Origin of the sequence: Moraxella sp. CTOTU49803 (assembly GCF_032097965.1) — a bacterium.
Lineage (GTDB): Bacteria > Pseudomonadota > Gammaproteobacteria > Pseudomonadales > Moraxellaceae > Faucicola > Faucicola tetraodonis.
Genome location: NZ_DAMCJP010000007.1, coordinates 1 through 24555, shown reverse-complemented (window position 1 = coordinate 24555; position 24555 = coordinate 1). Strand labels below are relative to the sequence as shown.

General features: G+C 45.9%; 24 protein-coding genes, 2 tRNA genes and 1 pseudogene. 14 read left to right on the top strand and 13 right to left on the bottom strand.

The genetic code is table 11. The features are described 5' to 3' along the window. The first annotated feature begins 23 nt into the window (after nt 1-23). Nucleotides 24-512 carry a hypothetical protein gene (locus RT422_RS08410; protein WP_065253848.1) on the top strand — a complete coding sequence of 163 codons (489 nt, stop codon included), beginning with the start codon at nt 24-26 and terminating at the stop codon, nt 510-512. 75 nt (nt 513-587) lie between these two features. Here RT422_RS08410 and RT422_RS08405 read toward each other — a convergent pair whose 3' ends face one another. From RT422_RS08405 to hisF, 5 genes and pseudogenes are all read right to left on the bottom strand, one after another. Then, nucleotides 588-1115 (bottom strand): dihydrofolate reductase, encoded by a 528-nt coding sequence (locus RT422_RS08405; RefSeq protein ID WP_007115148.1) that lies wholly within the window; start codon nt 1113-1115, stop codon nt 588-590. A 43-nt stretch (nt 1116-1158) separates the two neighbouring features. Beyond that, nucleotides 1159-2019 carry a thymidylate synthase gene (locus tag RT422_RS08400; protein ID WP_313421967.1) on the bottom strand — a complete coding sequence of 287 codons (861 nt, stop codon included), beginning with the start codon at nt 2017-2019 and terminating at the stop codon, nt 1159-1161. Between the two features lie 31 nt (nt 2020-2050). Continuing rightward, a complete protein-coding gene (gene lgt, locus RT422_RS08395) occupies nt 2051-2950 on the bottom strand; it encodes a prolipoprotein diacylglyceryl transferase (RefSeq protein ID WP_096489700.1) in 900 nt (299 codons plus the stop codon). Between the two features lie 95 nt (nt 2951-3045). Beyond that, nucleotides 3046-3597, bottom strand: a pseudogene (locus RT422_RS08390) (cold shock domain-containing protein); the annotation flags it as partial. A 34-nt stretch (nt 3598-3631) separates the two neighbouring features. Next, on the bottom strand, nt 3632-4390 hold the full coding sequence (hisF, locus tag RT422_RS08385) for an imidazole glycerol phosphate synthase subunit HisF (RefSeq protein WP_007115145.1): 759 nt from the start codon (nt 4388-4390) through the stop codon (nt 3632-3634). Nucleotides 4391-4482: 92 nt separating this feature from the next. Between hisF and RT422_RS08380 the strand changes: the two genes are divergently transcribed. From RT422_RS08380 to RT422_RS08365, 4 genes are all read left to right on the top strand, one after another. Then, nucleotides 4483-5469, top strand: coding sequence for a homoserine kinase (locus RT422_RS08380; RefSeq protein ID WP_313421966.1), 987 nt, complete (start codon nt 4483-4485; stop codon nt 5467-5469). Nucleotides 5470-5672: 203 nt separating this feature from the next. Further along, nucleotides 5673-5936, top strand: a complete 264-nt coding sequence (locus RT422_RS08375; protein ID WP_313421965.1) for a hypothetical protein — start codon at nt 5673-5675, stop codon at nt 5934-5936. 18 nt (nt 5937-5954) lie between these two features. Continuing rightward, complete coding sequence (locus RT422_RS08370) at nt 5955-6839, top strand: class II glutamine amidotransferase (RefSeq protein WP_313421964.1); 885 nt, start codon at nt 5955-5957, stop codon at nt 6837-6839. 1 nt (nt 6840) lies between these two features. Beyond that, on the top strand, nt 6841-7743 hold the full coding sequence (locus RT422_RS08365) for a histone deacetylase (protein ID WP_284035052.1): 903 nt from the start codon (nt 6841-6843) through the stop codon (nt 7741-7743). A 90-nt stretch (nt 7744-7833) separates the two neighbouring features. On the opposite strand, the gene RT422_RS08360 is transcribed toward RT422_RS08365, so the two are convergent. The 5 genes from RT422_RS08360 to RT422_RS08340 form a co-directional block, all read right to left on the bottom strand. Next, nucleotides 7834-8964 carry an aminotransferase class V-fold PLP-dependent enzyme gene (locus RT422_RS08360; protein ID WP_313421963.1) on the bottom strand — a complete coding sequence of 377 codons (1131 nt, stop codon included), beginning with the start codon at nt 8962-8964 and terminating at the stop codon, nt 7834-7836. Nucleotides 8965-9095: 131 nt separating this feature from the next. After that, the gene (locus RT422_RS08355) at nt 9096-9641 is read right to left on the bottom strand and encodes a YchJ family protein (RefSeq protein ID WP_313421962.1); all 546 of its coding nucleotides are present in this window, start codon (nt 9639-9641) and stop codon (nt 9096-9098) included. Between the two features lies 1 nt (nt 9642). Next, entirely contained in the window at nt 9643-10362 is a 720-nt protein-coding gene (locus tag RT422_RS08350) for a metal-dependent hydrolase (protein ID WP_313421961.1), read from the bottom strand. A gap of 371 nt (nt 10363-10733) precedes the next feature. Further along, nucleotides 10734-10809 (bottom strand) — tRNA-Glu (locus RT422_RS08345). Between the two features lie 35 nt (nt 10810-10844). Continuing rightward, nucleotides 10845-10920 (bottom strand) — tRNA-Ala (locus RT422_RS08340). Between the two features lie 204 nt (nt 10921-11124). Between RT422_RS08340 and RT422_RS08335 the strand changes: the two genes are divergently transcribed. The 8 genes from RT422_RS08335 to glmS all read left to right on the top strand — a co-directional run bounded on the left by RT422_RS08335 (nt 11125) and on the right by glmS (nt 19706). Next, nucleotides 11125-11751, top strand: a complete 627-nt coding sequence (locus RT422_RS08335) for a DedA family protein (RefSeq protein ID WP_060994646.1) — start codon at nt 11125-11127, stop codon at nt 11749-11751. 177 nt (nt 11752-11928) lie between these two features. Next, a complete protein-coding gene (gene gltX, locus RT422_RS08330) occupies nt 11929-13425 on the top strand; it encodes a glutamate--tRNA ligase (protein WP_313421960.1) in 1497 nt (498 codons plus the stop codon). 158 nt (nt 13426-13583) lie between these two features. Continuing rightward, nucleotides 13584-14099, top strand: a complete 516-nt coding sequence (ribE, locus tag RT422_RS08325; RefSeq protein WP_007115135.1) for a 6,7-dimethyl-8-ribityllumazine synthase — start codon at nt 13584-13586, stop codon at nt 14097-14099. Between the two features lie 9 nt (nt 14100-14108). Further along, nucleotides 14109-14669, top strand: coding sequence for a transcription antitermination factor NusB (nusB, locus tag RT422_RS08320; RefSeq protein WP_313421959.1), 561 nt, complete (start codon nt 14109-14111; stop codon nt 14667-14669). Between the two features lie 54 nt (nt 14670-14723). Then, entirely contained in the window at nt 14724-15689 is a 966-nt protein-coding gene (gene thiL, locus RT422_RS08315; protein WP_284035057.1) for a thiamine-phosphate kinase, read from the top strand. A 14-nt stretch (nt 15690-15703) separates the two neighbouring features. Then, entirely contained in the window at nt 15704-16282 is a 579-nt protein-coding gene (locus tag RT422_RS08310; RefSeq protein ID WP_284035058.1) for a phosphatidylglycerophosphatase A, read from the top strand. A 44-nt stretch (nt 16283-16326) separates the two neighbouring features. Then, nucleotides 16327-17685 carry a bifunctional UDP-N-acetylglucosamine diphosphorylase/glucosamine-1-phosphate N-acetyltransferase GlmU gene (gene glmU, locus RT422_RS08305; protein WP_144918438.1) on the top strand — a complete coding sequence of 453 codons (1359 nt, stop codon included), beginning with the start codon at nt 16327-16329 and terminating at the stop codon, nt 17683-17685. A 182-nt stretch (nt 17686-17867) separates the two neighbouring features. Further along, nucleotides 17868-19706, top strand: a complete 1839-nt coding sequence (gene glmS, locus RT422_RS08300) for a glutamine--fructose-6-phosphate transaminase (isomerizing) (protein WP_313421958.1) — start codon at nt 17868-17870, stop codon at nt 19704-19706. A gap of 57 nt (nt 19707-19763) precedes the next feature. Here glmS and RT422_RS08295 read toward each other — a convergent pair whose 3' ends face one another. The 3 genes from RT422_RS08295 to RT422_RS08285 form a co-directional block, all read right to left on the bottom strand. After that, nucleotides 19764-21551, bottom strand: a complete 1788-nt coding sequence (locus RT422_RS08295) for an FMN-binding glutamate synthase family protein (protein ID WP_076774798.1) — start codon at nt 21549-21551, stop codon at nt 19764-19766. Between the two features lie 154 nt (nt 21552-21705). Beyond that, on the bottom strand, nt 21706-22590 hold the full coding sequence (gene fghA, locus RT422_RS08290; RefSeq protein WP_076774800.1) for an S-formylglutathione hydrolase: 885 nt from the start codon (nt 22588-22590) through the stop codon (nt 21706-21708). Nucleotides 22591-22632: 42 nt separating this feature from the next. After that, the gene (locus RT422_RS08285) at nt 22633-23742 is read right to left on the bottom strand and encodes an S-(hydroxymethyl)glutathione dehydrogenase/class III alcohol dehydrogenase (protein ID WP_284035062.1); all 1110 of its coding nucleotides are present in this window, start codon (nt 23740-23742) and stop codon (nt 22633-22635) included. A gap of 267 nt (nt 23743-24009) precedes the next feature. Between RT422_RS08285 and RT422_RS08280 the strand changes: the two genes are divergently transcribed. Next, nucleotides 24010-24258, top strand: a complete 249-nt coding sequence (locus RT422_RS08280; RefSeq protein WP_007115126.1) for an AMP-binding protein — start codon at nt 24010-24012, stop codon at nt 24256-24258. Nucleotides 24259-24555: the final 297 nt, after the last annotated feature.

Genomic DNA, 24555 nt, shown 5'->3' with positions numbered 1-24555 from the left:
AATGATTTACAGTGAGGTTTACGATGGCTCATCATGAAGTCGTGGAAAACAATGTCAAAAAAGAACTTAGTTACTCTTTAATTGGCGTTTTAGCGTTTCTAGGCGTGGTTTTATTAATCCTTATTTCAGCAATTGTTCGCCCCGCTGGTAACCACGTTGACGTTGCAAAACTCAATGCTGAAGTGGAAGCCAAAGCCGCTGCATCTGCTGCTGCCGCTGCCAAACCAGCGGGTTCGACGCCTGCGGCAACCTCACCTGCGGCGGGTGAAACCACCACCGCCACTGCCAATGCAGACACCGCAACAGGTCCAAACGCCACAGTTGCTAGCCCAGACAATGCCTCTATGACGCCATCTTCTGCACCAACGGCTACTGCAAAAACATCGACCATTGAAGCGCGTAATGCCTCAACGGCTGAAGCCAAAGCAGAGATTAAAGCAAAAACAGGTGACACCCCAAATATCGCACCACCTGTTGCCTCAGCGGTCAAGTCTCAAGAACAATCAAAATAAGACATCGATACCTACATAAAAAAACCACGTTATCTAACGTGGTTTTTTTTGTGCGCTAAGTCGTCACTGTCAAGCTTAAGCTTTTTGGTAAGTGACAAACTGATAACTCAACCCGCTTTGTTCATCCGTGAATTTTTCACTTTCTGATGTTTTGACAAAATCACTGGTAATCTCTGGATAAAAGGCTGCTGCGTTGTCAATCACGGTATCGACCTGGGTGATTTCTAATCGATCACTAAACAGTAGGGCTTGTTGGAAGACTTTTTCGCCACCAATCACCCAAATCGTTTGTAAACCTTTACCATGCGCCAGTGATGAGGCTTGGGTCAGTGCGTCATCTAGATTGTGCATCACAATGACGGCATCATCATCCACTTGGTAATCCAAGTTGGTGGTAATCACAAAATTGGTACGGTTGGGCAAGGGTTTTGCGCCCATAGATTCAAAGGTCTTGCGACCCATAATCACAATACCGCCATTGGTATGTTTTTTAAAATGTTTCAAGTCCTCAGAGATGTGCCAAGGCAATTGATTGTCTTTGCCAATGGCGCGGTTTTGGCTCATCGCCACGATTTGGGCGACTTCCACATTAGAATAACTCATGATTTATCCTTATTGTTGTGAGTTTTGGCATTGGGTTGTAAGCTTATACAGAGACTTCAGCCTTAATTGTGGCATGGCTTTGATAATTTTCAATTTTTATATCGTTAAAATCAAAGGCAAAAATGTCAGTAATGTCAGGATTGAGCCAAAGTTTGGGTAGGGCAAACGGCTCGCGGCTAAGCTGCTCATTCACTTGCTGTAAATGATTGTTATAGATATGACAATCACCACCCGTCCACACAAACTCACCGACGCCAAGCCCCGTCACATGGGCTATCATATGGGTAAGCAAGGCATAGCTGGCAATGTTAAAAGGTACACCCAAAAACAAATCCGCCGAGCGTTGGTACAACTGACAAGATAATTTGCCATCGGCGACAAAAAACTGAAACAGGGTATGACAAGGGGGCAAGGCGACTTCGTTGGCCTCCAAAGGATTCCAGCCAGAGACAATCAAACGGCGCGAGTTTGGGTTGTTTTTGATTTCATTGACCACCCAACTGATTTGGTCAAAACCGTCTGAATGGTAGCTGCCGTCCGCTTTTTTGCTTGCCCCGAAGTTGCGCCACTGGTGTCCGTATACCGCGCCAAGTTCGCCTTCAGGCTTGCCAAAGCGGGCAGTTTGCTCAGCGGTTGCCCATTCATTCCAAATGCGTACCCCATTGTCCTGCAAGTATTGGACATGGGTATCGCCTTTTAAAAACCAAAGCAGCTCATAAATCACGCTTTTGGTATGGATCTTTTTGGTAGTCAGTAGTGGAAAACCCTTATTCAAATCAAACCGCATCTGCGCGCCAAAATAGCTGATGGTGCCGGTACCCGTACGGTCGCCTTTTTGTATGCCGTTATCTAGCACCAGTTTAAGTAAATCCAAATAGGCTTGTTCGTTTTTTGACGTAATCATGGGTAATGAATTCCTTGGTTAGTTTTGTTTGTTAGTCCACATTCTTTTGACTGCCCCAATCATAGATTTGGTTTTTATACGCCCAAATTAATAAAACCAAACCGCCGATAATCATCGGTAGGCTTAAGATTTGCCCTTTTGTCATCCACCCTAACAAAATAAAACCTTGGTCAGCATCAGGTTGGCGGAAGAATTCGGTAATAAAACGTGCAATACCATAGCCCATCACAAATAAACCACTGACTGCCATACGCGGACGCGGCCGGCTGGCAAACCACCAAACCAAAACAAACAGTACCACCCCTTCAGTAAAAGCCTGATACAGCTGTGAGGGATGGCGGGGGAGTAACAAATAATTGTTGCCATCAATCATAAAGGTTTGCGCAAGGCTTTGCAGGGCAGGGGTTTGTTTGAGCAGTTCATTGTCTTCATTGACCGCTTGCGGGAACAGCATCAGCCAGTTGTAACCCCCATCAGACACGCGACCCCACAATTCGCCATTGATAAAATTGCCAATACGACCAAACAGCAGTCCGGTTGGCACGCAGGGAATAATAAAATCTAGCACATTCCAAATATTCTTTTGATATTTGCGGGCAAAAAATAGCATTGCGATGGCGACACCCAAAAATCCCCCATGAAACGACATGCCGCCTTGGTTGATTTTGAACAAATACATCGGATTGGCTAAAAATTCGCTCAATTGATAAAACAGCACATAGCCGATACGACCGCCTAGAATCACGCCCATCGCCCCGTAAAACACCAGGTCAGCGACCATGTCGGCATTCCAGTCTGGGCGTGATTTAGTGCGATACCAAGCCAACGCATAAGCGGCAGCAAAAGCCAGTAAATACATCAGCCCGTACCAGTGGGCTTGGACAGGTCCCAAATGCAGAGCGACAGGATCCCATTGCGGGTGAGTTAAAATTAGTGGAAACATGGCAGTTTAGTCATTATCGAAAATGCCAATATCATAGCAGTTTTGGCTAGTTTGGGCTATTTTTTGCTGTGCCCTTTTAGTTATTACCAACGGCTATCGTTCTCACAAGGCTCGCCATCATTATCACCATCCATTTTAGTGTTGGGGCAGTTTTTGATAAAGAACTTTGCTTCTTCAAGCGAATTCATCTGAGAGCAATGTTGGCGACCATCACATTTAAAATTACTTGATGAGTTTAAAGTAGATGTGTTAGAAGTGCTTTCTGCATAAACAGGTTTAGTATAATCCGTTAGTCGAATTTTTTGTTGATATTGAGTATAAAAGTAATAGCTGCCAATTATCAAACCCACTAATATAATTAATTTCAGTAGGAAAGACGAAACACTACTACTAGCACGCGTATTATTACGATGATTGCGAGGCAAATTTGAAGTGGTTAACAGCTGAGAGGGTTGGTTAGGATAGCAGACTTTTTTAGCTTCTAACCCTCTATGGCTCTGCTTTACTTCAAATGTTACCTCATCCCCAACCGCTGGACGAAGACGCTTATCGACAAAACTTGATGCGTGTACGAATATGTTCTCAGCATTGTCAGGTACTTTGATGAAACCAAACCCTTTTTCATCGTCCCATTTGATAATACGGCCTTTTATTGACATAATTTTTCCTCTATAAGCGCATTTCAATGCCTTGCTGTGCCATAAACTGCTTGGCTTCCCCCACGGTATATTCGCCAAAATGGAAAATACTCGCCGCTAGTACCGCATCAACACCGCCTTGCAGCACCCCATCTGCCAAGTGTTGCAAATTACCGACACCACCCGATGCAATCACTGGTACATTCACGCTATCTGTAATGCGTTTCATCAAGGCGATATCATAGCCGTTTTTGGTGCCATCTGAGTCCATCGAGGTCACAAGCAGTTCACCCGCCCCAAAACCTGCCATTTTTACCGCCCATGCCACCGCATCAATGCCAGTCGCTTTGCGTCCCCCATGGGTAAATATTTCCCATTGATTGTCAGCCACTTTTTTGGCATCAATCGCTACTACGATACACTGACTGCCAAAACGCGCTGCCGCTTCACCGACAAATTCAGGGTTAAAAATTGCCGCTGAATTAATCGATACTTTATCCGCACCCGCGTTTAGCAAGTGACGAATGTCATCGACTTTACGCACCCCGCCGCCCACGGTCAGCGGTACAAATACGGTTTCTGCCATGCGTTCAACCGTGTGATAGGTGGTGTCGCGTCCATGATGGGTAGCGGTGATATCCAAAAAAGTGATTTCATCCGCGCCTTGTTCGTTGTAGCGCTGCGCCACTTCAACAGGGTCGCCCGCGTCTTTGATGTCGACAAATTGCACACCTTTGACCACCCGACCATTGTCAACATCAAGGCAAGGGATAATTCGTTTTGCTAACATATTCGATTTCCTTCTATAATAGCCGTAAGTTTATCAAATTTACTTTGCCATTACCGCAGTTTTATCGGTGTGCTGCGCTTCAAGGATGCCTTATGTCTGTATATACCCAGTTGACTGACCAACAATTTAGTGATTTTTGCCAACAATTTGGCGTGGATTTTGCCAAAGCCATACCTATCACACAGGGTATCAAAAACAGTAATTGGTTTATTGAAACAACCACGGACAAAGCCGGCGAGCCGTCTTATGTATTTACCTTGTTTGAAGAACGCAAACCGCATGAAATTCAAAAAATGGCGATTATCCTAAACCGCTTAAAAGACCAGCTACCTGTAGCAGCACCGCTAGCCGCCAAAAACGGCGAGTATTTGCTGTATTTTGACAACAAAGCCATTGTGGTATCCCCAAAACTCTCGGGCGGTCACCCGAAAGCAACCACACCTGATATGTGCCGTCAAATGGGCGAGGCTTTAGCCGTTCTTCACCAAACCTTGCAAACCTTGACCCCCGCGCAAAACTATGGCGTTGAGTTATATCCTTGGCATCTGGTGCGTGACCGTGAAACCAAGTTTATGCCAAGCGATGAAGCCAAGCTGATGAATGATATTTGGCAAGCGTACGAAACCGTAGCGAGCAAAAATTTGCCAACAGGTTTATGTCATCTGGACATGTTTGCCGATAACACGCTGTGGGATTTTAGTAATGAAACCCAGCCAACACTCACAGGTTTGCTTGATTTTACCGAAGTCAGTGTTGAACATTTTGTGATGGATGTGGCGATTACCATTAATGATTTTTGCACCACTTGGGGTAACGCCAACGATGGTGAAGCGGTAAATTTTGATGACGCCAAGATGCAAGCGTTTTTACAAGGGTACGAGAGCAAACGCGCTTTGAGCGATGATGAGAAAAAGGCATTGCCGATCATGCTTGCTATGGCGGGCGTGACGTTTTGGCTGCTGCGTTTGAATGTGATTTATTATAACCGTCAGCAAGGTCGTACGGGCGATAATATTATGGTAAAAAATCCTGATTTGATGAAACGCCTAGCCAGCTTTCATTGGGGGAAGGTTAAATAAGGCATTGCAGTGTTTTTATCGCATGGCATAATTTACCAAATCGTCAATAGGTACATTGGTAAAACAAATAGATTGGTAAAACAAGGACAAAAAAACGCCCCGATTACGTTTATCCTAAAAAGAATAACATAGGGTTGGGGGCGTATTCACTCTAATTGTTATACTATCTTTACTGTCAAATCCATGCTTACAGGACAATAGAAATGAACGATAGCAATCACTGGCAAAAACTTGCCCAATACCCGACCAACTTATTGGCAGAAACCCACGCCATCTATTTACAAAACAACGGCATCAACGTACAGACCCAACTCATTGATTTGATGGGATTGAACACAGGCGGTGTGCTATGGGTTGCGCCTGAAGATGTTGAGCAAGCCAAAGCTTTGCTCGATAATATCGATGACACCTCGCAACTAGCGGATGACGACTTGTTAGCCAATAACGACTCAGCAAAATTGCAGTAGAAAGGAACCCTAATCACCATGTGCCAACTTCTGGGTATGAATTGCAACACACCCACCGATATTCATTTTAGCTTTGCGGGGTTTCGCAAGCGGGGCGGGCAGACCGATATCCATACCGATGGGTTTGGTATTGTGTTTTTTGAAAAAAACCCCGACCCATCAAAGGGTAATGGTAAAGCTGGTATACGTCAATTTCACGATGACAAGCCCAGTTTCTGCTCACCGGTGGCGGATTTAGTCAATAGTTATCCGATTAAGGCGATGAATGTGATTAGCCATATTCGCAAAGCCACGCAAGGCACAAATTGCTTGGCTAATACCCACCCATTTGTCCGTGAGGTATGGGGCGAGGAATGGGCATTTGCGCATAATGGGCAATTACAGATGGATTTTATTGACCAGCTCAGCCCTGTGCCCACCCACTATCAGCCCGTAGGTACAACCGATTCGGAGATGGCGTTTTGTTATCTGCTCAATCGCCTCAAATCACAGTTTAGTGAGCCGCCCAGTTATGAGGTGTTATTCCAGTTTTTGACCACGATTTGTCGTGAGTTATCGGCGTTGGGTTTGTTTAATTGTCTCATTAGCAATGGCGATTGGCAGCTAGCCTATGCAGGAAGCTTGCTGTTTTTTATCACCCGTAAAGCGCCATTTGGTGAGGCGAAACTCGCTGATAGTGAGCTGTCGATTGATTTTAGCGAAGTGACCTCGCAGACCGATAAAGTCACCTTGATTACTACCATTCCTTTGACTTACAACGAACACTGGCAACAGCTGTATGTGGATGAATGTTTGATGTTTCGGGATGGTGATATTTTATTTAAAGATACGCCTGATAATCCGACCTGCTTAACCATTGAAGAAGGCATTGCCATCGCCCGCAAAGTGGGGGCGAGCTTATAATATGATAAAAGTCGCTTATTCTGATATTTTTAAATATGACGTCCCCGAGCGTCACCGTTTTCCCATGCAAAAATATCCGATGATTGCGGAGCGGTTATTGGCGGAGGGTACATTCACCCAAGCCAATTTTTTTGCCCCGCAGCGATTGAGCGAAGACGAAATTCTCACCACACATACACAAACGTACTGGCAGCATCTAAAACAGCAAACATTGCCCGCCAAGGACGCGCGTGCCATCGGCTTTGAGATGACGCCCAGGCTCGTTGAACGGGAACGTGTGATTGCCCACGGCACTTATGAATGTGCGTTATTCGCCAAACAATTCGGTGTCGCGCTCAATATCGCAGGCGGTACCCACCATGCGTTTGCCGATCATGGCGAAGGGTTTTGCGTGTTTAACGATGTGGCGGTGGCGAGTAATTTATTGTTGGCACGTGGACAAGCGACCCAGATTCTGACGGTAGATTTGGATGTGCATCAAGGCAACGGTACAGCGCATTTGATGGCAAATGAACCTCGGGTATTTACCTTCAGTATGCATGGCGCAAAAAACTATCCGTTTCGCAAGCAAGCATCTGATTTGGATATTGATTTGCCAAACGAGACAGGCGATGAGGCGTATTTAGCAATATTAATGGAGACGCTGCCAGCACTCATCACAAAAGTGAAACCCGATATGCTGTTTTACCAGTCTGCTGTGGATGTGCTCTCCACCGATAAGCTCGGTAAACTCGCGCTCACCCGTGACGGCTGTGCCAAGCGTGATGCGTTTGTATTTAGCCAAGCCAAAGCCCATGGAATTCCAGTGGCGGTGGTGATGGGTGGCGGCTACTCAGAAAACATCGACGATGTGGTGGAAGCCCATTGCAATACCTTTCGCATAGCAAAAAGGCTGTATGAGTGAGTGTTAAGAGATAAAAAAAGCCCTGTTTCACAGAGCTTTTAAAACAAACCGTTGTTCTGCTAATCAATGCGCTAACACGTACGTTGATAATTAAGCTAATACTTTCTCAAGCGCTTGCTTAAAACGGCTGACTGTACCGTCTACATCTGTTAATTTATCTAACCCAAATAGCCCCAAACGGAATGTTTTAAAGCTGTCGGGTTCGCCAACTTTCAGTGGGACGCCGCCTGCAATTTGTAAGCCTTGGGCTGCAAATGCTGCACCTTTGTGCATATCATCACGGTCAGTATAGACCACAATCACACCGGGCGCTTGGTAGCCTGCAGCTGCGACGCTGATAATATCGTGTTGATTGAGGACAGAGAGCACTTTTTGACCCAATTCAAATTGAGCGCTTTTGAGTTTATCAAGTCCAATCGCTTCGGCTTCTTTGACGGTATCGCGGAATTTGGTCAGACCATCGGTTGGCATCGTCGCATGATACGCATGAGCGCCATTTTCATAAGCGCGCATGATAGTGAGCCACTGTTTGAGATCCAGCCCAAAACTGGTCGATTCGGTGGCTTCCACTTTGGCAACGGCTGTTTCATTCATCATCACTAGCCCCGCACATGGCGTGCTTGACCAGCCTTTTTGTGGCGCAGAGATGAGCACATCAATGCCCAACGCTTTCATATCAAGCCACACGCAGCCTGAGGCGATACAGTCAATGACCAGTAAACCACCGACACTATGTACCGCATCGGCAAGTTGTTTGATATAGTCATCAGGGAGCATCAAACCTGCCGCGGTTTCGACATGGGGGGCAAATACCACCGCAGGTTTTTTGGATTGAATCTCAGCGACAGCCGTCTCGATTGCCACTGGCTCAAACTGCTGTTGTTGGTTGCTGTCACCGATGTGTGCGGTCAGGACGGTCACGTCATTCGTGATACGACCTTTTTCAAGGATTTGCGTCCAACGAAAACTAAAAAAGCCGTTACGGATGATAAGCACTGTTTGGTCAGTGGCAAGCTGGCGCGCAACCGCTTCCATACCATAACTCCCTGTACCCGGCACGATTGCCACCGCATCGGCGTTGTACACGTTTTTCAAACTTGTGGACAAATCATTCATCACGGTTTGGAATTTTTTGGACATGTGATTGAGCGAGCGGTCGGTGTAGACCACAGAGTATTCTAATAAACCGTCTGGATCAATATCTTGGCGTAGCGCTGGCATGGGACTCTCCTTTAATATCGTTATCTTTATCGCAAAATCGCAAATAAAATTAGTCTAGCAAAAAAGCCCTTTTAAAAAACAAAAAAATTGTAGAGCGGTTGTTAAAGTTTTTGTTATCAATGGCGCAGCGATTAAGTCAAAAACTGTCCACAGCAGCGTTTGTATTTCTCACCACTGCCACAGGGGCAAGGCTGCTTTTGGGTGACAGACATGACCACTGTCGGATCCAAAAAATACCAACGGCTGTTGTCATGGGTGGGTATATTCACAAAAGTTGATAGCTCATGATGGACGCCTTTACTGTCTAAACCTTTGTTGTCTAGAACAGCTAAATCCAAACCAGCGGAGTGCACAGCTGATGCAGGCAAGTGAAAGTAGGCTTTAAACTCCACTTGTGCATGGCGTTTGCCAAGGTTTGCTAGATGGTTGATGACTTCAAGTCCTGCCCAGTCAGTCTGCTGCGCCCAGTCGCTAATTGCTTGGGTGTCGAGCAGCGGCTGCTGAAAAGGCGCGGTGGTGGCAACGATATACTCGACATGTTGAAGCACAAACGCACAGTAGCGTGAGCGCATAAGCTGTTCGGCGGTGTCGGCGATTTTTTGCCCCGCATGCAGGGGCGCACAGCAATCAGCATAAGACAGTGTAGAGCCGCACGGGCAAGGTGACGTATGTATCATGTTAATGAATGTTCGGTAGGTTGATGGTGGTAGGCAAGATATTTTTCTTTAAAATAAGCCAACTAATCGGGTCTTGTAGCGTCTGCCAAAATACTTTAAACGGCGGGGCAAACACAATCAGGGCAGCCAACACGGCATATAAGCCCAAATACCAGCCTACTTGATCGAATTTAAACACTTTAAACGCGGTACCAAAAGATTTTTTGACACTCAGCCCTAACAGGTTGACGCTAAACATCTCATCTAACAGCAGATGAACAATGGCGCCAAACATCAAAAACAGCCCCAAAAACCAACTGATAACAGCGCCTTGCTTAAACCCATAAAAGCTGGCGTACACGAGGGTCATCGCCATAATTCCCAGATAGGGAATCGAGTGCACGATACCGCGGTGCACCGTCAATTTGCTATATAAATTAAACACACCGTAGCGCATCAGCAAATAAGATGCTAACCATAATCCTGCCAATGCAACCAACGAAAACTGCCCGACACACAAGATAACAATAAAAAATGCGCTCAACAGCGATACGACATTAAATCCTACGGTCGCGGGTACCGAGTGGTCCAAATCAATATCGGGCAGCAATCCACCAATGGTACCAGCCACCACACACATCAAATATTCAGGCGCGGTCAGCATCCCTGCCTTATAAATCACCAAGCCAGTGACGCCACTTGCGACAAAAGCCACGCTTATGTGGGTGTTAAAATTTGCCATAGTCTTCGCCCAGTTTCCCAATAGCTTAAAATCAGCGAGTCAAAACTCAAGTGGTAAAATCTTGAGTGGTAAAATTTAGTGGCTTAAATCAAGTAGCTTAAAGCAGATAGCCAAAAAGTCATTTATCACATACGCAATTGCGCGCTCAATTATATGCTAATTTTGATGACAAAGCGTCAACTGAGCGCAAGGAAAATTGATTTTGTAGGGTGAGGCATGCGGCATGGAGAAAAGCAAAACATTGTAAGCTATTTAACCTATTTAACCTAGGATGTGGCAAAGCAACACTACATACCACAAAAGCCTACGACAAACAGACAGCAAAAACAAAAAAGCCATCGTCCGTCAGACAATGGCTTTTTTAAAATAAGTGGCGTCCCCACGGGGATTCGAACCCCGGTTACCGCCGTGAAAGGGCGATGTCCTAGGCCTCTAGACGATGGGGACGCAATCGCACGAGGTGCTCTAAGCAGACTTAATAGTGGTGGAGCTAAGCGGAGTCGAACCGCTGACCCCTTGCATGCCATGCAAGTGCTCTACCAACTGAGCTATAGCCCCATTTTTGGGAATTATTTAGACTGCTTTGCCTAAGAGTGCGCGTATTTTATTGAAAACTGATTTTGCTGTCAAGATGATTTTTGCCTAAAAACACAAAATTTTTACCCATTCTTGCTATAATGTTGTCTGCTTAATATTGCCTTCATATAACGACTGTAGATTAGTTATATTTTGTTGTTTTGTCTAAAATTATAAGGATAGCCCATGTGGTTGGTAAATTTTATTTTGCATATCGGTGATCATTTACAAGAGCTGGTCAACAACTATGGTAATTGGATTTATGCGATTTTGTTTGCCATTGTGTTTTGCGAGACGGGTCTGGTGGTGTTGCCATTTTTGCCAGGGGATTCGATGTTGTTTGCCGCAGGCACCATTGCCGCAGTGGGCGATATGAATATCTTTGTGCTAATTGGTTTATTGATTGTGGCGGCAGTATTGGGCGATTTTGTCAATTTTGAGATTGGCAAACACTTTGGGCAAAAGTTATTTTCCAATCCCAATTCCAAGATTTTTAAGCAAAGCTATTTGCAAAAAACCCACGATTATTATGAAAGATACGGCGGACGCACCATTATTATTGCCCGTTTTATTCCCATTGTACGCACTTTCGCGCCGTTTGTAGGCGGGATGGGCAACATGAATTATGCCCAGTTTGCTCGCTATAACATCGTTGGCGCGGTATTATGGGTCGTATCTTTTACCACGCTAGGCTATTTTTTTGGTCAATTACCCTTTGTCAAAGAACATTTTTCGTGGATTATGATTGCGATTATTGTGTTTTCGGTGGTACCAATGATTGTCGAAATCATTCGCCATCGCAAGGATAAATAATTGAAGTAGTCTTCAAAAATAACGCTAAATGCCAAAGTCAATCTAGCATTTAGCGTTGCCTTCCAAATTTAGATTTTATCAGCTACCTATCATCCATCGCTAGGATTCAATTTATAAAACTTCGATAGTCGGCTATAATAGCCGCTAATTTGAAATTTTTGTAAAATTGAGAAATCCATGTCAAAAGTCCGTACTCGTATTGCCCCAAGCCCCACTGGCTTTCCCCACGTTGGCACCGCCTATATCGCACTATTTAACCTTGCCTTTGCCAAAGCGCATGGCGGCGACTTTATCCTACGCATTGAAGACACCGACCAAACGCGCTCCACAGCTCAATCTGAACAAATGATTTTGGACGCGCTGCGCTGGGTCGGTCTTGACTGGGCAGAAGGTCCAGACGTGGGCGGTCCACATGCACCGTACCGCCAAAGCGAGCGTAAAGACATCTACAAACAATACGCCGAAGAACTGTTGGACAAAGGTCATGCATTCCGCTGTTTTGCCACAGCCGAAGAGTTAGATCAAATGCGAGCCGAACAAATGGCGCGGGGCGAAACGCCAAAATATGACGGTCGCTATGCGAACCTTACGCGTGAACAATCGGACAAGCTCGCCGCCGAAGGCAAGCCATTCGTCATTCGTATGCGTGTGCCAGACGAGGGTGTATGTAAATTTGACGATATGCTACGTGGTGAAGTCGAGATTCCTTGGTCACAAGTGGATATGCAAGTGCTACTCAAAACCGACGGTCTACCAACCTACCATTTGGCAAACGTGGTCGATGACCATTTGATGCAGATTACCCACGTCATTCGTGGCGAAGAGTGGATTAACTCTGCTCCAAAGCATCAATTATTGTATAAATATTTTGGTTGGGATATGCCAGTGCTATGTCACATGCCACTGCTTAGAAACCCCGACAAATCCAAACTATCCAAACGCAAAAACCCAACGTCTATCACTTATTACCGTGATGCAGGTGTGTTGCCAGAAGCCTTGCTTAACTACTTGGGACGGATGGGCTACTCCATGCCAGATGAAGCCGAAAAATTCACCTTGGATGAAATGATTGCCAGTTTTGACATCAAACGGGTGTCGCTTGGTGGTCCGATTTTTGATGTGGAAAAACTCACTTGGCTCAATGGCGAATGGTTGCGTTCACTGTCACCCGAAGCCTTAAAAACCAAAATTCTCGATTGGGCCAATGACAGCGACAAACTTACCGCGATTGCCAAAGCCATCCAGCCACGCATTAACTTGTTGTCAGATGCGGTGAATTGGTCGGGCTTTTATTTCCAAAACTTGCCAACGATTAGTGAGGTGGACTTTGAGCATAAAGTGTTATCCACTGAGCAAACCGTGGAGATTCTGCAACTTGCGCAATGGCAGTTAGAAACCCTGCCTGTATGGACGGAGGAGAATATCCAAGCGGTATTGTCTGGTTTGGCAGGCGAGATGGGCATTAAGTTGCGTGATTTTATGTCGCCATTTTTTATTGCCATCGCAGGTAGCAAGTCAAGCACGCCTGTGATGAATTCAATGTATTTGATTGGGGCAGATATGACATTGCAGCGCCTGCGTCATGCCATTGAGGTGTTGGGCGGTGTCAGTAAGAAAAAAGCCAAAGAATTGGAAAAACGTCATAAAGCATTACCAAGCTTTTTGACCCAATAAGCTTAATTGTTTTGTATAAAAGTCCGTCGCTATGGCGGATTTTTTATTTTAATGGCAGTAACCTAGGGTCATGCTAAATAACATGAATAAACCTAACAAAAATGGTATCATACCTAGCAAAATCAGATTCTAATTTTTACAATTTAAAGGTAATCATCATGGCAAATCTTCAAAACGAACTCGCCCAAGTACAGCATATCAGCGGTGAACTACACACCAATGCCCACGCCAAAATCGGTATGGTGGTAGGACGTTTTAACAGCTTTGTGGTAGAAAGTTTGGTCAGCGGCGCGATTGATACCTTACTGCGTCATGGTATCGCCGGTAGCAATATTACTGTGGTGCGTGTACCGGGTGCTTGGGAAATTCCATTGGCGGTTGCTCGTATGGCACAAACCGATAAATTTGACGCTATCATCGGTTTAGGCGCGGTGATTCGTGGTAGCACGCCGCACTTTGATTTTGTCGCTGGTGAATCTGCCAAAGGCTTAGGCGCGATTGGGTTGGACTATGACGTGCCTGTCATTAATGCAATTTTGACCACAGACAGCATCGAACAAGCCATTGAACGCTCTGGCACCAAAGCAGGTAACAAAGGCTCAGAAGCAGCCATGGTCGCGCTTGAGATGATTAACGTGTTGGGTCAAATTGACGCACAAATGGCTGGTGAATAAGGTAGCGATATGACTGATAATTCAACCCACACCACACCAGAGCAGGCGAGTCAAGACAACGCCGTCAATTATAAAACCAGCCTGACCGCGATTCGTAAAGCACGCCGTTTTGTGGTGCAAGGGTTATATGAATGGCTGTTGACAGGTAACCCATCGCACGAAATCGAAGCCCATACCCGCAGTGAGAATGCCATGCACACGGTGCATTTGGGCTATTATCACGAGCTACTGAGCAAAATCATTGAGCAAAGCGATGACTTAATCTCCTATATCGACAGCCTACTTGATCGCCCTTGGACACGTCTAGATAAAGTTGAGCAAGCGGTACTGCTTGTCGGTGCGTATGAGATGAAGCAGCACTTGGAAGTGCCTTACAAAGTAGTGATTGATGAAGCGATTCAGCTCAATACCCATTTTGGCTCATCAGATGGCTATAAAATGATTCATGTGGTGATGGATAAAATCGCCAAAGACGCGCGTATGCCTGAAGTAGAGGCAGATGCTAAAAAAGCCAAAACAGAGGATGCGCCGCAGCCGCCATCGCAAGCGACCACTGAAGAAGAAAAATAATACCGTAAAGGGCGTAGCCAATACGCCCTTTTATGCTTGATACGGATGGCTAAGATGTCCGAATTTTCTTTGATTTATCAATATTTTCAACACTGCACACGCAACAATCCTTTGACCCAAGTGGGTATCGGGGATGATTGCGCGATAAGCAGTATGCCAAATGATTGCGAACTGGTGAGTTGTATTGACACGCTGGTTGCAGGTCGGCATTTTCCCCTATCAACATCCGCTTATGCCATCGGCTATAAATCGGTCGCGGTCAATTTATCCGATTTAGCAGCGATGGGGGCGACGCCCTATGCGATATTGCTGGGTATTAGCTTGCCTACTAAGCTTGCACAGGATGACTGGCTCAAACCATTCGCCCAAGGTATCGCGGACATTTGTAACCGATTTGATGTCGAGCTTATCGGTGGCGATACCACCCAATCAAACACCTTAACTATCTCTGTCACTGCACTGGGGTTTGTGCCAACTGGGCAAGCTATTACCAGAGGGGGCGCAAAAGTCGGTGATATCATCTGTGTGAGCGGTGAAATTGGCTCAGCAAGTTTTGCCTTACAGCAGATTTTAAACGCTGAAAAATCTGAGCGGCACAATATTACTTTACAACCAATCGCTTTACAGCCGACACTCGATTTACCTGTTCCGCAAGTTGAGCTCGGGCAAAAATTACGTGGGTTTGTCCATAGCATGATTGATATTTCAGACGGGCTAGGGCAGGATTTGGGTCATATCCTAACCGCATCGAAGGTGGGCGCGGTGGTCGATTTAGCCAGTATTCCCACGCATCCACGATTACAAGCCTTGCCAAATTCCGATAAGTGGCAACATCAGCTCAACGGCGGTGATGATTATCAGCTGTGCTTTACCATGAGTGAGCAAAATTTTGTCAAATTTAATCAACAGTTTTCGGATAAAATTTTTGCCATTGGCAAAATTGTCACAGAAAACGGCTTGAGGCTGACTTATAATAACCAACCCATTGAATTTTCGATCACTGGCTATCAGCATTTTTAGCCAAAGAACTTCCTATGACTCAACTGCATAAACCCGACGTCCGTAAAGCCAATGTTTGCCCGCCTTGTCCACCAACCGTGAGCGTTTGGGAAAAGCTGATTTATTGGCTCGGTATCGGCTTAGGCTCAGGATTGCCAAAGCGTGCTGCTGGGACGTGGGGCACGGTGGGCGGACTGGTGGTTGCCATTCCGATGTTATGGCTGGGGTTCTGGGGGTTCTTGGCGGTTACGGTGGTGGGCGCTCTAGTCGGTAGTTATATCTGCGGTAAAACGTCTGATTTGATGGGTGTACACGATGACCCGCATATCGTATGGGATGAATGGGTCGGCATGTGGGTGTCACTCTTGCCAATTTTATGGCTGCATTTTTACGATGATGCTTTATTGCAAGGTCATCAGTTAAGTTTACTGCTACTATATTTTGCTGCATTTGTCGCATTTCGTTTTTTTGATATTTTAAAACCCTTTCCGATTAAATGGGTGGATAAAAATGTCAGTGGCGGCTTTGGTATTTTGATTGATGACATTTTGGCGGGGCTGATGGCAGGGGTTGTGCTAATAGTCTTTGTGAGTGTGCTCGTTACTTATGTTTGACCTGTTGTATCGTTAAAATTAGTTTAAAAAAATAAGGAATTCCCATGACCAACTTAACCACCATCATCATGGCAGCGGGCAAAGGCACTCGCATGAAATCGAGCAAGCCAAAAGTCCTACAACCGCTGGCAGGCAAGCCTTTGCTACATCACGTACTCGCCACTGCCAAACAATTGGGTAGCCAAAAGAATATCATTATCTATGGTTTTGAAGGTCAGCAAGTCAAAGATGCCTTTGCCGATGAACAAATTGACTGGGTCGAGCAAGCTGAGCAATTGGGCACGGGTCACGCGGTGCAAATGACTTTGCCGGTGTTGCCTATGGATGGGAAAAGCTTGATTTTATCAGGGGATGTGCCACTTATTGGCGTCGATACCTTAGAGAAATTGGCAAATACAGACAGCCGTTTTGCCATGCTGACCCTAAACTTAGCCAACCCGTTTGGTTTGGGTCGTATTGTGCGTGACAACAACCAAGTAATCGCCATTGTCGAAGAAAAAGATGCCAACGATGAGCAAAGAAAAATCACTGAAATCAATAGCGGTGTGTACTGTGTCGCCAATGATATTTTGCATCAATATCTCAATAACTTGACCAATAACAATGCCCAAGGCGAATATTACCTGACCGATATCGTCAAAATGGCGGTGGACGATGGCATCGAAATCGCCACTGTATCGCCGACCCATCAATTTGAAATCGAAGGCGTGAATGACCGTCTGCAGTTGGCAAATCTAGAGCGTACTTGGCAAACGCATCAAGCCCAAGCGCTGATGCAACAAGGCGTACATTTGATTGACCCAAGCCGTTTTGATTTACGCGGTTCGCTCAAAGTTGGCAAAGATGTGCAAATTGATGTTAATGTCATCATTGAAGGTGACTGTGAGCTAGGTGATAACGTCAAAATCGGCGCAGGTTGTATCATCAAAAACAGCAAAATCGCCAGTGGCACTGTGGTGCAACCTTATAGTCTATTTGACAATGCGGTAGTGGGTGAAGATAACCAAATCGGACCATTTGCCCGTCTGCGCCCCAATGCGGTCACTGACAAAGAGGTGCATATCGGTAACTTTGTGGAGCTTAAAAACACCCAAATGGCAAGCGGCGCTAAAGCCAATCATTTGGCGTATTTGGGCGACGCCACCATTGGACAAAAAACCAATATTGGCGCAGGCACCATCACTGCCAATTATGATGGCGTCAATAAGTTTAAAACCGAAATCGGTGATGAAGTCAGAATTGGCTCAAATGCGGTGCTGATTGCCCCTGTGACCATTGGTGACCGTGCCACCATTGGTGCAGGTAGTGCCATCAGTAAAGCCTGCCCTGCCGAAAAACTGTCCATCGCCCGTGGTAAACAAGTCACGATTGAGGGTTGGCAACGTCCTGAAAAAAAATCTTGATATTTGAATTTTTGACTAAATTTAACAAATTCTTGCTTAATACGATAAACTTGCTTTATACGATAAAGCAGTTTGGTTAAGCAACAATAAAACAATCTAACGACTGTGTAAACGGGGGGATTGTTTTTCACAGCAATCAAATTTGATTGCTCACACCAAAACCTGGATACTAAGGAACAGTTATGTGCGGTATCGTTGGCGCCATTCGTGCGCAAGACAATGTGGTAGATTTTTTAACCGATGGCTTAAAACGCCTAGAATATCGGGGTTATGACTCATCGGGTATTGCAGTGCAAACCAATGAAGGACTCAAACGCGTGCGCCGAGTGGGGCGTGTTGCCTTAATGGAAGCCGCTGCCAAAGAGCGCGGCGTGTATGGTCACACGGGCATCGGTCACACACGCTGGGCAACTCACGGCGGCGTCACTGAGCCAAACGCGCATCCGCATATCTCGGGTGATTTGATTTCGGTGGTACATAACGGCATCATCGAAAATTTTGAAGCCGAGCGCGCTCGCCTTCAGCAAAATGGCTATCATTTTGAGTCACAAACCGACACCGAGGTCATCGCCCATGCAGTGCACCAGCACTATGTACAAAACGGCGGTGATTTATTCAAAGCGGTGCAAGCGGCGACCCAACAATTTCATGGTGCATATGCGATTGCGGTGATTGCCAACGATATGCCACAAAACATGGTGGTGGCGCGTATGGGCTGTCCATTACTCGTTGGCTTAGGTGAGCATGAAACCTTTATCGCATCGGATGTCTCAGCAGTTGTCGCCTTTACCCGTCAAATCATGTATCTTGAAGATGGTGATATTGCCCAGTTGACGGCAGATGGCGTGGCACAAATGATTGACAAACAAGGCAATCCAGCGACCCGCAAAGCCACCACTTCGCAAGTGTCATTAGCGTCTCTTGAACTAGGGGCTTATAGCCACTTTATGCAAAAAGAAATCTATGAGCAGCCAAAAGCAGTGTCAGATACCGCCGAAATCTTTTTGGATGCCGGGTTTATCGCCAACAACTTTGGTGAAAATGCTGAAGCCGTTTTCAATGATATCGACAGTATTAAGATTCTTGCCTGTGGTACGTCCTATTATGCTGCATTGACCGCCAAATATTGGTTGGAAAGTATTGCCAAAATTGCCACCGATGTCGAAATCGCCAGTGAATACCGTTATCGTGAGGTGATTGCCAATCCAAAACAATTGATTATCACCATTTCGCAATCAGGTGAAACGCTAGATACCATGGAGGCGCTAAAATACGCACAAGCTTTGGGTCACAAACATAGTCTATCCATCTGTAACGTGATGGAATCCGCCTTGCCTCGCGCCAGTGAGCTAGTAGTCTACACCCGAGCCGGTGCGGAGATTGGGGTCGCCTCAACCAAAGCCTTTACTACCCAGTTAGTGGCTTTATTTGGTTTAGCGGTGACACTCGGTCGTGTGCGTGGCTATGTGGATGACACTAAACTGGTCGAATACACCAATGCGCTGCGTAGCTTGCCCAATGATATTCAATATGCGCTCAATCTTGAGCCACAGATCAGCAGCTGGTCAAGCAAATTTGCTGATAAGCCAAGCGCGCTGTTTTTGGGACGGGGTATTCATTACCCGATTGCATTAGAAGGCGCATTGAAGCTCAAAGAAATCACCTACATCCATGCAGAAGCCTATCCTGCTGGCGAGTTAAAACATGGACCACTGGCATTGGTTGATGAAAGCATGCCTGTGGTAGTGATAGCGCCAAATGACAGCCTACTTGATAAAGTCAAAGCCAATATGCAAGAAGTCTCGGCACGTGGCGGTGAGTTGTTTGTATTTACCGATCTTGACAGTGATTTTTCCGATAGTGAAGGCGTACATGTGATTCGTACCCCACGTCATATTGGCGTGTTATCGCCCATAGTACACACCATTCCCGTACAGTTGTTGTCTTACCATGTTGCGCTTGCCAAAGGCACAGACGTTGATAAACCCCGTAACTTGGCCAAGAGCGTCACGGTGGAATAAGCTAAGCTGATACGAAAAAAACCGCTAATCATTAGCGGTTTTTTTGTGGAAAAAGTATTAAGAAGGGTCATCATCGTAGGTATAATAGCTATTTGCGGTTTCATCAAAGCTGTCGATACGTTCAGGGTAATTGCCTTCATTAAAGCGCTTTTCGTTGTGCTCATGGGCGTGACGCACATCGTGATTGTAAGCAATTAACGCCTCATTATTTGCCAAAAAGCTATCAGGATTTGCCATGACCCACATTTGGTTAAAAACATCTGAGCGCGCCGACAGATTCAGTAAAACGCCAGGTTCCGTAAAATAATAAAACTTGGATAATAGCTTAATCTGCCCATTTTCCAGGCGTCTGGCGATATGATACGCTTGTAAATCTTTTGGGTGGTGTAAACCCACTGCACCGACAATCGCTGCCAATGATTTAAGCGTGTTTTTATGAAAATTATAGACCCGCTGTGCCTTATCAGGAATATGTAATGCCCGCTGACGATACGGGTCTTGGGTGGCAACCCCAGTTGGGCATTTGTTGGTATGACATGCGCGCGATTGGATACAGCCCACCGCAAACATAAAGCCACGCGCGGAGTTACACCAATCTGCACCCAGCGCTAGCATGCGAGCGATATCAAAGGCAGAGATGATTTTACCACTGACACCAATTTTGATTTTGTCACGCACCCCCGCACCCACTAGCGTGTTGTGCACAAGCAAAAAGCCATCAAGTAGGGGCATGCCAACATTATCCATAAACTCAACAGGCGCAGCCCCCGTGCCGCCTTCTGCACCATCAACCACGATAAAATCAGGGTAATTATCTGCTTCAATCATGGCTTTGACAATCGCCATAAACTGCCAAGGCTGCCCGACACACAGCTTAAAACCAACCGGCTTGCCCCCTGATAGTTCACGCAGCTGTTGCCAAAACTGCACCATCTCACGCGGGGTGGTAAAGGCTGAGTGGCTCGCTGGGGAAATGCAGTCTACATCCATCAGCACATCACGGGTTTCGGCAATTTCGGGGGTAATTTTTTCTTTGGGCAACACCCCGCCTTTACCAGGTTTTGCCCCTTGCGACAGCTTGATTTCAATCATTTTGACTTGCTCAATGCGAGAGCGTTCAGCGAATTTTTCAGCGCTAAACGTGCCATCATGATTACGGCATCCAAAATACCCGGTACCCAGCTCCCAAATCAAATCGCCGCCGTGTTTTTTATGGTACGGACTAATCGCACCTTCACCTGTATCATGAGCAAATCCACCGAGTTTTGCGCCCTGATTGAGCGCTTCGATTGCCGCGGCTGACAGGCTGCCAAAACTCATGGCAGAAATATTAAACACCGACATCGAGTAGGGCTGTAGGCATCGTTCACCGCCCACCAGAATACGAAAATTGGTTTCTTTGAGGGGATAGCTAAGGGTGGATTGTAAAAACCATTCTTTGCCAGACTGGTATAGATTTTCTAAGGTACCAAAGGCATTGGTATCACTGACGTTTTTGGCACGTTGATAGGCAAGCGCACGCTGCTGGCGCGAAAACGGCACGGCGGCTTGGTCATCTTCAATCAGATACTGGCGCAGTTCAGGTCGGAACTCTTCCAATAGATAACGAATATGTCCCGAAATTGGGTAGTTACGCAAGACGGCATGGTGGACTTGCATCAAATCATAAATGCCCACCACAAAGCCCACCAGACCAATTACTATCAGCCACCATTTAAGTAGCACAATCCCCAGGGCAAGGATGGCAAATGCAATGGCAAACACGCTGTAGCGAAACACAACGCCTTGCAAATAGGGCTCTTTATGGGTAGGGGTTACCGTGATATCAGTGCGCTTGTCAACCATGACAATCTTCCTTATCAGATAGGATCGCGGACAAAATGATCATCGCAAATTTGTTGTTATTTTAAATAATGGAGGGGGTAATGCGATGGCAAAATGGTCAATCACTTGTCAGCCGTATGCGCTGACAAGTGATTTTGTGATTAAAATTGTTTGATTAAGCTTGAAGGGCAGCGGCGTGGTGCGCAAAATGGTCAGCGATAAAACTACTGATAAAATAGTAGCTATGGTCATAACCGTCCTGCATACGCAGTGTCATCGGATAATTGGCATCTTTGGCAGCTTGCGCAAAGAGCTCAGGCTTGAGCTGCTCAGCCAAAAACTCATCCCCGCTACCTTGGTCAATCAATAGTGCTAATTTTTTGCTATGCGCAGACTGTTTCATCCACGCTAAGCTATCGTAGCTTGCCCAGGTGCTTTGGTCATCGCCTAAATAAGCGCTAAAGGCTTTTTGTCCCCAAGGCACTTGTGACGGTGCGACGATGGGTGAAAAAGCCGACACGCTGGCATAGCGCTCAGGGTTGCGCAGGGCAATCATCAGCGCGCCATGTCCCCCCATACTATGACCAAAAATACTGCGCTGGCCACTGGCAGGGAAGTGCTGTTCGATGAGATTAGGCAACTCATCGACGATATAATCATACATCTGAAAATGCGTTGCCCAAGGCGCTTGGGTGGCATTGACATAAAAGCCTGCCCCTTGCCCCAAATCATAAGCGCTGTCGTCAGGCACATCGTTACCGCTGATATCGACACCCCTAGGACTGGTATCGGGTGCCACCACAATCACATTGTGACGACTGGCATACTCAGCAAACCCAGATTTTTGAATAAAGTTTTGCTCAGTACAAGTCAGCCCTGACAGCCAATACAGCACAGCAAATTTTTGAGCTGTGATTTCAGTAGTTTTGGTTTCTTCATTGACGATGGCTTTGGGTGGCAAATAGATGGCAAATTTCATCTCCGTGTGTGTGGTCGCACTGGTATGCTGCCACACTTGTAGGTCTCCACCGTGCAATTTACGCGATTCAATTTTTTTCATGGTGAATTTCCCATTCTTTATAATGCCAAGTTTGGTAATGGTTTAGTAATGCAACACTGAACGAATGGACTCACCTTTATGCATCAAATCAAATGCGGTATTGACATCTTCAAGACCCATAGTATGGGTGACAAAAGGTGCCAGTTGGATATCACCGTACATGGCTTGCTCCACCATACCTGGCAGCTGCGAGCGACCTTTCACCCCACCAAATGCAGAGCCTAACCAGCGGCGACCTGTCACTAGTTGGAACGGACGAGTGGAAATCTCTTGACCTGCAGCCGCGACACCAATAATCACGCTTTGACCCCAGCCACGATGCGCGCATTCAAGTGCCGAGCGCATGACATTGACGTTACCAATACATTCAAAACTGTGATCCACACCCCAACCTGTCATCTCAACAATCACTTGTTGAATGGGTTGGTCATAATCTTTTGGATTGACAAAATCGGTCGCGCCAAACTCACGGGCTAGCTCAAATTTGTCGGGGTTGGTATCAACCGCAATAATGCGTCCTGCTTTGGCAAGTTTGGCACCTTGAATCACAGCAAGCCCAATACCACCAAGCCCAAATACCGCCACGCTGTCGCCTTCTTGTACTTTAGCGGTATTTTTTACCGCACCTAGTCCTGTGGTGACGCCGCAACCTAATAGACAGACTTGCTCAGGATTGGCTTCAGGATTGATTTTAGCAAGCGATACGTCAGCAACGACAGTATATTCACTAAACGTCGAACAGCCCATGTAGTGATAAATTGGCTGACCTTGATAGCTAAAACGGGTAGTACCATCAGGCATCACGCCTTTACCTTGGGTGGCACGCACTGCGACGCATAGATTGGTTTTGTCACTTTTACAAAATAAACATTCACCACATTCAGCCGTATACAGCGGAATGACATGATCACCAGGTTGTACACTGGTTACCCCTTCACCGACTGCCATCACAATACCTGCGCCTTCATGACCCAAAACCGCTGGAAAAACCCCTTCAGGGTCATCGCCACTCAAGGTGAATGCGTCCGTGTGGCAAACGCCCGTATGGGTAATTTTGACGAGTACTTCACCTTTACGCGGTGGCTCGACGTCGATTTCGACGATTTGTAATGGTTCTCCCGCAGCAAAAGCTACCGCAGCACGCGATTTGATAGGTTTGGTAAAATCTAATGGCGCTGTGGCCGCAGTCATATCAGTCATCGGTTTATCCTTGTTATATTGGTTTTATTAAAAATGCCTTTGGTCGGCATTATAACATAACCCATTATCGCATGATTAAGCTCAAAATTGTAAGCAATTGGGTTTAATTAAATCATCATTAAAATTAAAAATTTGAATTGGATTTTTAAAAATATTTAACAAGAAAATTTTGCCCATACCTTACAAAAAGTCATCGATAAAACGCCCGTTAAAAGAGTAGTGATTATCACGTTGGGTGATTTGCTAGGCGTTAAAGGCAAGTTTGTCAATCTTGGCGTCAAATATGTCAAAAAACTGGTAGCACCTTACCAAATTGACAACAACTATCAGCCGTTACGCTTAAGTCAGGTATTAACAGCTGCTCAAAATTTACCTTATCAACCGCCAAATAAATCACTGGATGATGTTGCCTTTATTCAATACACAGGCGGCACCACAGGCAGGCCCACGTCATTATGCATTTATTGAACAATTGCCCAAAACCGCGGTTGGCAAAATTCAAAAGACTCAATTACGACTGATTGATCAATAGGGCTTTTTACCGCTTTTTACGCCATTTTTCTTTATACAACCGCTTAATACAAGCGCTTAGATAAGCTGGGGCAACCTGATAGACTAGAACAGGCTGGGCATTTGATGGCTAGTGTAAATCACTTGTCACTATTTTATCAACTTTTCAGCCTGTTTTTTCAATCATCACTTTTTTATTCAATGATACTTTTACATTTAACAATCATCCATAGGGTTTTTTAAGCAACCCTATGA